Consider the following 13412-nt stretch of genomic DNA (forward strand, 5'->3'; position numbering starts at 1 on the left):
TGGAGAAGGCGCTGCGGGCGCTCGGCGTCAGGTCACGTGGACCACTCCCGCGTCGGTTCCGGCCGGTGTGTACTCGGCGAGGCGGGCGCGCAGACTGTCCGCACGCTGCGGCTGATAGAGGTCGTGGAAGGCGCCCATCTCGGCCCCGTCCTCCGCGCCCCGGCGGATCTCGTCGGCGCATCCGGTGGCCAACTGCCCGTACACCGGGGTCCCGTAGCGCTCGCCGCTGAAGTGCGGCCGCACCCGCCACGCCTCACTGGCGCCCACCAGGTCCGGCTGGCAGCGGTGGCGGCGCGGGGTGCGCGAGCCCGGTGGGACGTAGGAGAAGCGCAGGCAGCCGATGCCGCGCCGGGCCACGTGCATCCGGCCGGTGAAGACGCTGTTCTCGCCCAACTCGACGGCGTGCGCGTGGACTTCGCCGATGACGGTGGTGCGGTGGGCGTGCAGCACGGCGTGTGCGTGGCGGCAGTCCGGGGCGGACAGGGCGGGGCGGTCGTGGCCGGTGGCGTCGAGGATGCTGTCGCGGATGTGGAGGGCGAGCGGGTCGGTGTGCACCTCGTCGCCCATGACCTCGATGGTGCCGAGGATGCTGCGCTCGATCTGCACACAGGCGGTGGTGCGCTCCAGGACCAGGCTGGGCTCGTCCGGGGAGCGCGGCTCGCACTCCGGCTCCAGGGACCAGCCGGGCACCAGGGTGCAGTGGCGCAGAACGACGGTGCCGACCGGGCCGGTGACGTTGAGCCCGCGTCCGGCGATGAGCAGTCCGTCCAGCACGATGCGCGGGGCGTCGCGGCGTCCCGCGCACTCCTCCGGCGCCCGGATGTTGAGCGCGTCGGGCCGGTTGCTGTACCAGTCGAGCAGCCGGATCACGGGCCGTGTGCCCTCGGCGGAGCGCACCTGGAGCCGGTCGCCGGGGTCGAGGTCGAAGTCCAGCTGCTCCTGGTAGGCACCGCTGTGCGTGATCTCGATGATGCCCTCGGGGCCGCACCGCCCGGCCCGGCGGTCGTTCTTCCACTGCTCGTAGGCGTCCATGATCCGCCGATGGCCGCATCCCGGGCCGACCCGGTAGATCTGGGCGTCCGGCGGGGTTTCGCGGTCCTCGCGCGCGTACTCGCCGCCGCCCAGGTCGTCGGCGAAGGCGTAGTGGTAGGTCACCCAGACGCCCTGCCGTGGCGCGGAGCGCGACCCGAAGGCGATCCGGCCGAGCACCGGGTCGATGGCCACCTGCCCCCGCTTCGGGCGGTAGCGCCAGTCGGTCAGGTCGGCCACGACGAGGTCCGACGGCGGTACGGGGTCCTGGTGTCCGTCGCGCCAGATGGCGAAGGACTTGCCCGGGCCGTAATAGTCGGCGAGCCGGTCGGCGAGCTGTCTGCGGCGGATGTACGCCGGGACGTTGTCGATGGCGGCGATGTGCGAGGCCGACGGCTCCGGCTCGGGCCGGGTCACCAGGGGTGTGTCGTTGCCGAGGATGGAGAAGGTGTACAGGTTGCGGGCCCGGTCGACGCAGTACGCGGGGGCCCGCGTCACCGGGTACGGCTTCAGCCGCCACACGAACACACCGACGCCGGCCGGGGTGTAGCCGCCCTGCCCGCGCCGGGAGCCGGCGCGCCGTACGTCCACCGAGCGGGCCACCGTGGAGAACGGGCCGCCCGCGAGGTCGAGCGCCGAGCCGTCCCGCAGGTCGGCGAGGCGGCCGCGGGAGAGCCTGCGGGCGTCGGCCTCCCCGTTGCCTTTCAAGAGCTTCACCGGCTGCTGGTGGGAGACGAGCCGGGACAGCTCGACGGCCCGTGCGGGCCATCCGGCGACCGACGCCGACAGCTCCTCCAGCAGCGCGAGGGTGCCCTTGCGGCGCCGGTAGCCGACCGTGGCGGCCACGTCCCGGCGCGGGGCGAGGGCCTCCGCGAGCCGCCGCCGGGAGGCGTCGGGGCGTCCGCCGTCGCGCAGCCCGGTGGCGAGCACCCGTTCGTAGCCGGGCAGCGGGCAGTAGCCGACCAGGTCGCCGAGATACGGCAGCACCCAGTCGGCGGCGGTCTCCACGAACCAGTCCTCGTATTGCTGCTCGACCCCGTCGCGTACGAGGTCGGCCTGCTCGGCGATGACCGCGAGCAGCGCGCGCAAGGGCTCGCCCGCCTCGGCGTCCCGGAGCCGATGCCATTGCGGGAGCAGCTCGGCGAGCCCGTCCGGCTCCCTGCTCATGATGTGACCTCCGTCAGAATCAGCGTGTCCGGGACGTCGGGCGTGAACAGCGCGAGCTGTGCGGGCCTGATGCCGCGGAAGACGAACACCGAGCGGCCCTTGGGCAGGCGGGCGGTGTCGGTGATGTCGGGGTTGAGGCGCAGCAGTTCGGCGAGGGTGATGCCGTTGTGCGCGGCGATGTCGGTGAGCGTCTCGCCGTCGGATGCGGTGACGCGGTAGGTGTCCTCGGCGTATGTGGCGGACCGGGCGGGGACGGTGACGCTGGGTGTGGTGAGCTGTTCGGCCAGCCGGCTCAGCTCCTGCGGGGTGCTGGAGGCCGGGACGCCGGTGAAGGCGTCGACGTCGACGTAGTCCACGCCGGGCACGGACTGCGCGGTGGCCAGCACCTCCGACAGCCGGGCGGGCCGGCCCAGCTCCCGCCCCGGGTAGCCGAGTTTCGCCAGCAGCGCCGCGCGCACGCGCGGCTCGACGAGCGCCCAGGTGTGGTCGGGCGCCACTTTCACCCGCGCGGCCAGCAGGAGGAGCACGAGTTCACGCGGCTCGACCCGGACCGGGAGCCGCGCGTCGCCGTACTCCGCGAGTGAGCCGCGCAGGGCGCGCAGCACCTCGGCGTCGCCGGCGATCGGCACGTCGTCCACTCCGGCGACCGTCACGTGCAGCACCTTGCGTCGCCCGTCGTGGAGTTCGGCGGCGTGGGCGCGGCCGATGCCGGCCCGCGAGCGCGCGAAGTCCTCGTAGTCCTGGACGGAGACGAGGCGGTCGAGCGCGGAGACCGCGAGCGGGATGGTGCGGCGGGTGAGGCCGGGGCCGTCGCCCACGGCTCCGCCGGTGGCGGGCCGGGGGTTGGTGACGGCGGTGACGCCGAGGGGGCGGGTGAGGGGCTGGGTGATGCGGTGGGCGGCGACGTTGGCCGCGCCGTGGGGGCCGCCGGTGCCGAAGCGGTAGCGGGCGCGGACGTTCTCGTGGCCGGTGGGGAGGCGGGCGCCGTGGACGCCGTCGCCGAAGGTCACCGTCGTACGCCCGTCCGCGGCGGTCCCGGTGACGTAGATCCGTTCGTGCGGCCCGCGTCCGGCGAGGCTGTCGGCCCGGTGCCAGAGCAGCCCGTCGACGCGGATTTCGAGGGCCGGGGTCGCGCCCAGCGGGTTGTCGGCGGGCAGCCAGGTCAGCGGGGACTGCCAGAGCGTGAAGGTCTGGTGGGCGCGGGTGGCGTCGCCGCTGCCGATCGGCTCGTCGCGGCTCTCGCCGTGCGTGGCCGGTACGACGTTGCCCTGCACGCGGACGGTGTCGCGGCGGTAGCGGTAGCCGAGGTCGGCGGTGAGCGTGAGGACCGTGTGGACGTGGTCGCCGGGCAGGTCGGGGTCGACGCGCTGTTCGACGGCCGCGACGACCGCGAGTTCGGTGCCGCGGATGGCGGCGGAGCCCGGGAGGTCGGTGCGCTCGCCGGAGACGACGACGCGGCGGCCGGGGCGCAGCCCCTGATACAGCTCGGCCAGTTCGAGTTCGTTGCCGTGCACGTCCTCGCCGAGCGGTTCGTCGGCGAGGCGGAGCGGTTCGCCGCCCGCGTGGACGGTGGTGTCGCGGATCGCGGAGAGGACGACGTCGTGTTCGTCCAGCCAGGGGTCGGCGAGGGTGAGTTCGGTGCCGCGGCCGGTGATGCCGTAGTTGGTGTACGCGGCGGTGCGGACGGCGGTGACGCGGGTGGTGACGAAGGCCAGCTTCCTGTCGCCGGGTACCCCGCCCTCCACGCCCTTGCGGGGGCGCTCGATGGCGACCCAGCTGCCGACGGTGATGCCGCTCTGGACGGAGTCGAGCGCCAGGACGTAGCGGTCGGCGGGCTCGGGGACGGTCGCGATGCCGATCTCGACGGCCGGCGGCTCGCTGCCCGGGGTGTAACGGATGGTCAGCTCGTACCGGCCGAGGGGGACCTGCTTCTGCTCGCCGCGCGCGAGCCGCCACTGCGGGGACTCGCCGCCCTCCACCTCCACCGCGATGTGCACCCGGCCGTCCTCGGCGGGGCGGGAGACGAACAGGGTGTACGCGGGCAGGCCGGGCAGGAGCCTGGCGGTGACGCCGGGCTCCTGGGTGTCGACGGGGCGGCGGCTCAGCCAGCTCAGGTCGTGGTCCTGGCCGGTGCGGGTGGACAGTTCGATCCGGCCGGGCGGGAGGTCGAACGTCTCGTTCTGTGGCAGGTTCTCGCTGCGCTGCACCGAGGTTCCGGTCTCGGTGTGCTGGAACTCGGCCTTCACCGGCACCTTGCCCGCCGTGTCGTACACGACGCGCATGCTGGTCAGCGCGCCGCCGGTGAGCGGCCAGTCGACCTGCCGGATGACGCGGCCGCGGTCGTCCTGCACGGCCTTCAGCGGCGCGGTCGCGCCGAAGGGCGCGGCGGTCACGCGCATCGCCAGCAGTTCGCGGAGCAGGGTGGTGGCCTGCTGGGGCGGGGCGGCCTGCCGCCAAGCGGCGTACAGCCCGGTCCGAAGGCGCGGGTCGAGGGCGGCGAGGAGCTGCGGGGCGAGGTCGGAGCCGGGCGCGAAGAGGTGCCCGGCGGATGGGGCCCCGGCGGCTCCTGACGGGGGCCGTACGACGCTCGTGCGCAGGGCGGGGAGTACGGCGCCGAGCGCGCGGAGGGCGGCCGGGGCCCGGGGGCCGGTCTCCTCCGGGCGGTCGTGGGTGAGCTGCGAGCGCGGGCCGGCCTGGGCGGGCTGGGCGGTGTCCAGTTCCCCGGCGCGCTCGGCCAGTTCGCCGATCACCGCCTCCAGCCGCTCGAACCAGGCCGCGACCTCCTCGTACGGGGCGGCCAGCGCCTGCGCCTCCGCCAGCCGGGCGTGCGGTTCGGCGAGCCGCCGGGCGAGCTGGCCGGGGCGGGTGATGTCGTCGAGGTCGGCGCGGAGCGGGGCGAGGACCTGGGTGTCGAACTCCTCGATCAGCCGGCTGATGGGGCGGGGGTTCGGGTGGTCGGGGGTGGGTTCGGGGTCACCGGTGTCCGGGTCCGGCTCCGATGGGGTGATCCACTGCCGGAGTTCGTCCACCAGCTCCTTGAAGGAGGCGGGCGGGGACTGCGGCAGCCCGATGGCGGTCACCTCGTCGTCCCGGTCGATCCGGATCCGGGCGACCGGCAGCAGCAGGCGCTGTCCGTCGGTGCCGTCGTCGGAGCCGGCGAAGACGAAGAGGAGCTGGTCGCCGGTGGCCAGGCCGGTGGAGGTTCCGGCGACGAGCAGTTCGGAGCGCTGCTTCAGGTCGTCGGGGGTCAGCAGGGCGGGGCGGCGGCGCCGTACCGCCAGTTCGTTCCAGGACCAGTGGGCGGTCAGGTCCTCGTCGGTCTCGAAGGTGTGCGACTCCTCGTCGGAGGCGGCGGGCACGCTGTGGCTGATGGCGCCGCGCGGGATCGTGACGAGGACGTCCTCGGCGCGCGGATCGCGGTCCACGGTGTACGCGAGGTGGGTGTCGGCGGCGACGCCCGGGCGCGGCTCATGCCCGACGAGGCGGCCGAGCAGCGCGAGCGAGCGGTCGTCGTCGGCGGTGCGCAGATATCCCTCGTCGGCGATCCGCTCGGAGTGGAAGGTCAGCAGGTCGCCGAGGACGGCCCAGGCGTCGAGCAGTCCGACGGCGGGGTCGTCCGGGGTGCGGACGGTCAGGCCGCGCAGCGCGGGGTAGGCGGGCGAGGCGAGCCGGTCGAGCATGGCGGCGAGGAGCGAGCCGTACTCCCCCACCCGGTGGTCCAGGGCGGCGCGGCCCGGCGGGTTGTAGAGGGCGTCGGGGGCGCGGCGCTCGTCGTGGCCGCCGCAGCCGCAGGCGCAGCCGCCGCTCATCGCGCACCTCCGGTGTTCAGGGTGATCTCGACGCGGCCGCATTCCGGCCGGTCGGGGTCGTTGTCGCATTGGGCGACCTCCAGCGGGCCGAGCCGCAGCACGCCTGCCTCCGTCTCTCCGTCGTCGGGGTGGAACATCCGCCGCAGCCGGGTGACCGCCACGCCCTCGACACCGGGTACGGCCGCGGCGACGGCCACCAGGCGGCTGAGGCGGACCGGCTCGCCGAAGGTGAGCGCGTCGGGATGGAAGAAGCCGAGCCGTCCGCCGGGCAGCGGGCGGCTGCCGAGCACCCGGTACAGCTCGGCCAGGATCTGCCCGTGCTGATGGCCCGGCGCGGCGCACACCTCGACGGCGATGTCCAGCGGTACGGGGTGGGCGGGCCCGACGACCAGGTCGTGCCCGATCCGGCGGTACCGCTCCAGGGCGTGCGCGACGGAGTCGAGCAGGGCTTGCCGCGGTGCCCCGGTCCCGTACGCGTCGATGGCGATGTGCGCCTCCCCCGTGCTGCCGGTCCAGCGGATCTCGGCCGCCGCCCGCTGTACGCCGGGGAGCCCGGCCGCGAGCGCCGCGTAGTCCTCGGCGGTGATGGCGCGCTGCCGGGTCCGCTTGAGGTCGAGCGGGGCGAGCTGGCGTACCTGCTCGACGGGCTCGGGTCCGGTGCCGCCGACGGCGGGCAGCGGATTGCGCACCTTGGCGACGGGCATCGGCTCCCCGGTGGCCGTGTCGTCGGGGTCCTCGGGGTCGTCCGGGTCGCGGGCGAGGACGAGGTGGTTGATGGCCTCCGCGCCGACATTGCCCGCGGTGCCGCCGCCGAGCCGGTAGTGGAGGCGCAGCCGGGCCCCGGGGGCCGGCCTGGCACCGTGGCGTCCGTCGCCGAAGCGCAGCGCGATCCGCCCGTCGTCCTGCAGCTCGCCGACGAAGTGGCGGTCGCGGGGGCCGGATGCGAGCAGATCGCGCTGCGGGATCCACACGGTGTCGGTGTCCCCCTCCGTGAGGTGTACGGCCGGGAGCGCGGCCCGGGGGTCGGGGGTGAGCGCGGCGGCGGGGCCGTGCAGCACCGGATCGTCCGGGTGCAGCCCGTGCGCGTACGCCCGGCCCCAGCTGTGGCTGATCTCCCAGGCAATGTGCGGGCCGAGTACGGTGCCCGCCCCGGCGCGTGCGGTCAGCACGGCGAGGCGGCGCAGCTTCGCGGCGAGCAGTTGGCCGGAGCGGTGCAGCAGTTCGCGGAGCGCGCGTACGGGATGGCGGGACAGGGCCAGCCGTTCCAGCAGCCGCAGCCCGAACAGGACGGTGAGTTCGGCGATCTCCTCGTCCGGGAGCCCATCGTGGTCGCGGGCGCCGCGCCACAGCTCCAGCAGGCGGTGCCTGACCCGGTCCGGGATGGCGGCCAGCCGCTCGGCCTGCCCGGCGGCGATGTGGCGCGGGTCGGGGAACGGCACGGTCTGGGCGACGGGCGAGCGCTGGAGCACCGGCCGGAAGCGCGGTGCGATGCCCGGGTAGAGGCCCTGCGCGAGCAGCGTTCTGAGCGCGTCGGCCTGGGCGTACGCGGTGCCGGGCACGACCCGCTCCCGGCGCTGCCCGGCGCGCTCCAGGCCGAGTCCGGCGCGTTCGGTTCGGTCCTGGCCGACGACGGTGAACAGTTCGGTCACGTCGTCGGGGGTGAGCTGCCCGCCGTGGCGGGTCGTGTCGAGGAGGGAGCCGATGAGCCGGGCGGGTTCGTTGCCCGCGTCCGCCTCGAAGCAGCCGAAGGCGGGCGGCGCGCAGGACCCGGCGACGGGCGGAACGGGAGGGACGGTGACCGTTTCGGGCAGGCCCGGCTTGCAGCCCCAGGTCAGCGAGCGGCCGTGGTCGGCCAGGGCCACGTTGCCGCGCACCACGGTCACGTCCTCGACGAGGGCGCACTCCGTACCGGCGCGGGTGGTGAGGCAGAGCGGGAACGGCAGCGCGTCCGCCTCGGCCCAGGTGACCTCCAATACCGGCTGTTCGGCCAGCCGGTCGACGGCGGGGGTGACGGAGGTGAGGCGTACGGCGTGCCGGTGGGCCGGATCGGCGTCGCCGGGGGTGCCGGAGCGGGGGCCGCGGACCTCCTCGAAGAGCAGCAGATCGCCGGGGCGGAGGTCGAGGGCCCGCTCCTGGCAGCCGTCGTCGGTCCACTCGTCGCGTAAGGTCGCGGCGCTCGCGCCCCTCGGCAGCGAGCACACCTCGTCGCCCCAGGTCCACAGGCGGATCGCGTTGTGCGCGGGCCGCAGCCGCAGGGGCCGGTCGGACACCGGCTCGAAGACCTCCACCGAGCCGCGCTCGTCCAGCACGGCGAGGTCGCGGTCGTCGATGACGGTGCCGATCTCGGGCCGGTCGCGGGGCGCGAGCGTACGGACGTCGACGGCGGCGAAGCGGTAGGTGCCCGGGCGCAGCGTCAGCCGGTCGGCGGTTTCGAGGGCGACGTACGCGCGGGCGGCGCAGCCGTCGTGCATCGGGTAGTCGATGAGCCTCACGTGGCGGCGTACGGAGACGCGGCGGCGGGCGGTGTCGAGATAGGCCTCGGTGGCGACGGCGTCCTGGTGGTAGCTGATCTGGTCGGCGGTGTAGGCGAGGAGTTCGACCAGGGTGGTGCCGAGGTCGGCGGCGTTGCGCTCGATCCAGTCGGGGGTGGTGAGGCGGAGCCGGTCGAGGACGACCGCGCGGAGGGTGTCGTAGTCGCGGGCGGTGTAATCGATGACGGGTGCGGGCGCGAAGGTAGCCGGTTCGTCGTCCTCCCCCTCCTTGCAGTCGAAGGGGGTGGGGCAGTCGGGCCGGAAGCGGAACTCGGCGCGGTAGTAGCGCTGGTCGAACCCGGGGAAGGGTTCGTCGCCGGGACGGCCGTACGGGTCGGTTTCCACGAGGGAAAGCGTGTACGGCGACGTATCCCCGGCCCGATCGACGGTGACGTACAACTTGTCGTCGAGTTCGGGGTCCTCCTCGCGCTCGACGGAGATGTCATCGACGGTGATATCGGTGATCCGCCGCCCGCCGTCGATGCGTACGTTCTCGGGGCGGAGGCCGTGGGGGGCCTTGCCGAGGAAGGACACGGTGAGGGTGAGGCCGTCGTCGGCCACTTCGACGGCGTCGATGCCGTTGAAGTGGGCGGCGCGGACGCGGTGGCGCCGGGTCGGGGTGTGCTGGGTGTGCGGGGTCATGCCGCGCCCCTCCCCTCGAACACCTCGTCGCGGAGGCTCGCGGTGGAGCGCACCACGTACCGCAGGTGGACGCGCACGACGTTCTCCTCACTCACCACGTCCAGCGCCTCCACGTCGATCAGCTCGCCGAGCCAGCGCTGGAGCGCGGCCTGGACGGAGAGTTCGAGGGCGGAGGCCAGCTCGGGGCTGTTGGGCGTGAACACCAGGTCCAGCAGCCCGCAACCGAAGTCGAGCCGCATGACGCGCTCGCCGGGGCTGGTGAACAGCAGTTGCTCGATCAGGTCCCTTATGTGGTCGTCGTAGTCCGCGTGCGCGGTGCGCCCGCGTCGATCGACCCTGAACGGGAACGCGATATCGGTACGCGATGTTTGTGCCCTCACTGGCACACCACTCCTTGTCGTCCGTCTCGCGTGGCGGCCACGACCGGGGGTCCCTGGGGCACCATCGCTGCGGTGAAGCACTGGGCGGGAGTGCTGTCGAGCAGCACGGGTCGGCCGTCGACCAGCACGCCGTCGCGGTCCGGGATCCACCGGACGGTGGTGCAGGGCGCGGGGAGCCCGTCGACGGTGTGCGGGCAGCCGATGACGACGTAGGTGTCGGTCGCGTTCGGCACGGGCTGCCCGTCGAGCAGCACCCCGCCGGACGACGGGACGGACATCGGCTGCGCCCGTCCGCCGTGCGGGCAGCCGATGGTGGCGGTGTGGTTGACGAGATTCCCGGACGGCACTGTCCCCTCCCCGTTCTGCTGACGCTCCGCGCTTATCGCTTCTTGGGCACGGTCAACCGGCCCTGGTTGATGTCGACCTGGTCGCCGAGGAGCGACACGGACGCCCCCTGGCCGTTGTCCATGTGCACTCCGGTGGCGTCGATCCGGACAAATGCGCCCCCGGGTGCCTGAAGGAGGATTCCTTCGGCGGGCACGTCGGACAGCACGATCTTGTGTTTGCCGGGGGTCTGAATGACCACGGGGTGGGCGGTCGCGGGGTCGGGCCGCGCGTCCTCGGGCAGTTGCTCCCGCACCCCGAACCAGCACCCGGTCCAGATGGGGAAGCTCGGATCCCCCTGCTCGAACTCCACCCATACCCCCGCCCCGACGGACGGCACGACGTACTGCCCGGCGGGACGCTGCTGGTCCCCGGCGAAGGGGAAGCACGGCATGGCCCACGTGCTGGGCTCGTCGCCGAGCACGTCCGGCACGTCGGCGGTGATCCTGCCGATGCCGAGGGGGTCCTGGTTGTCGCGGACCCGTCCCCGGAATTTGCCGAGGAAGCGGTTGTTGGGCGCAACGGCCATGTGGTGCTCCTGATCCTTCCTGGCGGGGGCTCTAGGGTCGAACGACGTTGTTGCGGGCGATGAGTCCTTCGCGGGAGATCGTGAAGTTCTGCCGGAACGACCCGGGCCGGATGGTGTGGGTGACGGACTTGACGTAGTACTCGCCGTCGTACGTCTTGCCGGCGCCCCGCACGCCGACCAGCTGGCGCGGCTGGAGGATGTAGCCGTGCCGGTTGACGTCGAGCGATCCGGACCCGGAGATCGCGTCCGCGGACGTCGCCGCCCGCGCCATCGCCTCGGCCTCGGCCTGCCCCCGGTCCATCTTGGCCGTCCCGGTGAGCGTCTTGCGCTTCAGCGCGGGCGTGGGCCGTTTGCCGAGGGGCGGGCGGAGGGGGCTGATATCGGGCTGCGGGAGGAGCGTGGAGTCCCGGGTCCTGGGGTCCTGCACTCGGGCCTGCGGTTCCTCGCGGGCGGTGCCGTCGTAGGCGAAGGTGAGCTGGTCGACGGTTGAGTTGACGTCCATGTTGACGTTGAGCGCGTGCTGCGGCCTGCCGATGCGGCGCTCGGGGCCCCAGTAGGCGAGGGAGCGCTCGGGGGTCGGCCCGGGTTCGAGGTAGAACGTGAACCCGTTGGCGCGGGCCAGCTCGTTCAGGTACTGGAGGTCGGTGCCGGTCTGGTAGTCCACGCGCTGCTGGACGTTGGGGGTCTGCGGGATCTTCTCGTCGATGATCCGGGTGCGGATCCCGTAGTCCTTGTACTTCTCGAGGATCCGCTCGACGCGCCTGGCGGGGCGGAGGCCGGGGTACCGGTCGGTCCGCTCTTCGAGGTCCATCAGCAGGGTGAGGTCCTCGCCGGTGACGGTGAGGGTGGTCTGCCCCGGCTGGTTGCTCGCCCCGACCTCCTGCCGCACGATCAGGCCGTCGAGCAGCACGATGGGCGTGCCCTTGACGGCCGCCGTCATGATCACCCTGGTCCGGGGGTCGAAGAACCCCTCGGGCAGCAGGCGGTCGATGATCGCGCCCTTCTTGGTCAGGTCGAAGGCGATCTGAAACCCGCTGCGCTCCCCCGCGGTCATGGTGATCTGCGCGGAGAGCAGTGCCTCGGTCACCTCGGGCGGTACGGGGCGGGTGAGCTGCGGGCCCATCCGCAGCTCCAGGTGGATGGGCCCCTGCCCCACGGGCTCATCGGCCACGGGCACCTCCTCCCGTGAACCCGCCGGGCAGCGGAATCGCGATGTCCTGGCCGGGCTCGGCGGTCAGCTCCCGGGGGTCGAGAGCGGGGTTGACGTCGGCGATCCGCCACCACTGCCCGGGGTCCCCCATGTACCTCTGGGCGAGCTGGTCCGGCCGCTCGCCGCCGCTGACGGTGTGCGGTGCCGTCTCGTCCTCGGTTTCGGCGAGGGGTGGCAGTAACCGGCGCTTGGCGTAGCGGACTTCCGTTCCGTCGGGTTGGGTGTGCACCCCGATCTCGGCGTCGTGATACCGGCTGGTGCGGGGGTACGGGTGCGACCCCGGTATCCCGTCCAGCGCGCTCTCGTACGGCTGAATCCCGGCCATCTGCCTCTACACCCTCCCCAGCCCGATGTCCCCGTTGCTGAGCCCCAGTGCGCTCAGTGCCCCTCCGCGTGCCGCCGCCGCGAGTCGTTCCTTCTGCGCGAGATGCGCGAGGTACAGCTCCGCGCCCCGATGCCCGGCGGGCAGGTCGCTGATGGTCAGCACCTTCAGCCCGATGCTGAGCGAGGCCCGTATCGGGTTGAGGTTCACGTCGAACGCCGACTCGTTGATCGACAGCTCGGTGATGCGGACCGGCATGACGCGCTTGCTCCCCCAGGTGAAGAGGGTCAGCGGCATCTCGATGGGGGTGATCTCGATGGTCCCCTTCTTCGACAGCCGCGAAGCCTCCCGTAACTTTGCGGTCGTGGGCTGCACGAGCATTTCCAGCACGGCGAGCTGCGGGTGTATCCCGTCGGGCGCGGCCACCTCGAACTGATCGGTGGCGTCGATCTCGGCGGTGAACTTCCACGTCTCCTGGGCGGGGCCCTTGAGGCGCAGCGCCTCGTTCCTGTCCCCGCTTCCGCTGCCCCCTCCGCCGCCGTCGGCCTGGTCGCCGGCGGATTGGGGGGCGAGGGAGCGTTCGAGGGTGTCGGGGTTGAATTGGAGGACGATGATGCGTTGGGGGGTGCCGCGGTCGGGGTCGACGATGACGATGCCGGAGCGGATGGGCTTGGGTATGTCGGCGTAGCGGGTCACAGGCGGGCCTCCAACCGTTCGAAAATCGGCCTATATTCCCAGTCAGGAAAGAGCGCGGGCATGATCTCCATCATGTTCTGCAATCGCACCGATGTCTCCCGGAGACCGGGAGAATTGAGGGGAACTGCGTCCGTGAACAAGTACTGCCACCCCAGAGTACCCTTGGTGATGGCGAGATTCCGGAGATATTCAGGATATGTGAGATGGATCCGAAAGTATGACTTATCCGCCTCTGGTATGCGCACGAGCTGCGGATCGTAGAACCACATCTCAAGGGGGTCTGTGCGCGGAAGAATCCGTATTCCGGCCCAGTGCCCGGTCCCGGCCACAGGAGCGTCATCAACTACCCGGATCGAAGGGAAGAAGGTCCCGTCCTCGGGTGGGCTTCCTTCCCAGAGCGGCTCAGGTGGAGGTTGAATAAGGTCGGTGAAGACGTCACCCACGCAGAATTCACCTTGGAGCTTGGGAAGCGGGGCGACAGTGCTCCAGTAGGCCTTTATTTCCGTGACGCGAGGGGTGTTCTGACAGAGGTCTTGACTGAGTATGATATCTTGCCACCCTGGCAGGCCCGTAAAAAGAGCCGGCCTTTCACGAAATTCCATACCCAACTCTCCAAGGTTGGCGTACTGGCTTTGCAGCTGCACCGCGCTCTCTATTTCTTGATAGGCGCGAAAGAGATCCGATTCGATGCCACTCAATTTTCGCATTGACCC

10 protein-coding genes are annotated in these 13412 nt (G+C 72.4%); all 10 read right to left on the minus strand.

The window, feature by feature from the left end; genetic code table 11:
* Positions 1-27 precede the first annotated feature (27 nt).
* From ACFZCY_RS13865 to ACFZCY_RS13910, 10 genes are read right to left on the minus strand one after another with little or no spacing between them, the layout of a single operon-like run.
* On the minus strand, positions 28-2196 hold the full coding sequence (locus tag ACFZCY_RS13865; protein ID WP_391172242.1) for a hypothetical protein: 2169 nt from the start codon (positions 2194-2196) through the stop codon (positions 28-30).
* Positions 2193-6005 (minus strand): putative baseplate assembly protein, encoded by a 3813-nt coding sequence (locus tag ACFZCY_RS13870; protein ID WP_391172244.1) that lies wholly within the window; start codon positions 6003-6005, stop codon positions 2193-2195. Before ACFZCY_RS13870 ends, ACFZCY_RS13865 begins: the two co-directional genes overlap by 4 nt.
* Positions 6002-9178 carry a putative baseplate assembly protein gene (locus tag ACFZCY_RS13875; RefSeq protein ID WP_391172246.1) on the minus strand — a complete coding sequence of 1059 codons (3177 nt, stop codon included), beginning with the start codon at positions 9176-9178 and terminating at the stop codon, positions 6002-6004. The genes ACFZCY_RS13870 and ACFZCY_RS13875 overlap by 4 nt, the downstream gene beginning before the upstream one ends.
* The gene (locus ACFZCY_RS13880; RefSeq protein ID WP_391172248.1) at positions 9175-9558 is read right to left on the minus strand and encodes a GPW/gp25 family protein; all 384 of its coding nucleotides are present in this window, start codon (positions 9556-9558) and stop codon (positions 9175-9177) included. Before ACFZCY_RS13880 ends, ACFZCY_RS13875 begins: the two co-directional genes overlap by 4 nt.
* Positions 9555-9905, minus strand: coding sequence for a hypothetical protein (locus ACFZCY_RS13885; RefSeq protein WP_391172250.1), 351 nt, complete (start codon positions 9903-9905; stop codon positions 9555-9557). Before ACFZCY_RS13885 ends, ACFZCY_RS13880 begins: the two co-directional genes overlap by 4 nt.
* 32 nt (positions 9906-9937) lie before the next feature.
* Positions 9938-10471, minus strand: a complete 534-nt coding sequence (locus ACFZCY_RS13890; protein WP_391172252.1) for a phage baseplate assembly protein V — start codon at positions 10469-10471, stop codon at positions 9938-9940.
* 31 nt (positions 10472-10502) lie between these two features.
* Complete coding sequence (locus ACFZCY_RS13895; RefSeq protein ID WP_391172254.1) at positions 10503-11642, minus strand: hypothetical protein; 1140 nt, start codon at positions 11640-11642, stop codon at positions 10503-10505.
* Entirely contained in the window at positions 11632-12006 is a 375-nt protein-coding gene (locus tag ACFZCY_RS13900) for a hypothetical protein (RefSeq protein ID WP_391172256.1), read from the minus strand. The genes ACFZCY_RS13895 and ACFZCY_RS13900 overlap by 11 nt, the downstream gene beginning before the upstream one ends.
* Positions 12007-12012: 6 nt before the next feature.
* Positions 12013-12699, minus strand: a complete 687-nt coding sequence (locus ACFZCY_RS13905) for a hypothetical protein (protein WP_391172258.1) — start codon at positions 12697-12699, stop codon at positions 12013-12015.
* Positions 12696-13406: a hypothetical protein gene (locus tag ACFZCY_RS13910; protein ID WP_391172261.1), complete on the minus strand. Its 711-nt coding sequence runs from the start codon at positions 13404-13406 to the stop codon at positions 12696-12698. Before ACFZCY_RS13910 ends, ACFZCY_RS13905 begins: the two co-directional genes overlap by 4 nt.
* Between the last annotated feature and the right edge of the window lie 6 nt (positions 13407-13412).

Origin of the sequence: Streptomyces sp. NPDC007983, assembly GCF_042958345.1 — a bacterium.
Classification (GTDB): domain Bacteria; phylum Actinomycetota; class Actinomycetes; order Streptomycetales; family Streptomycetaceae; genus Streptomyces.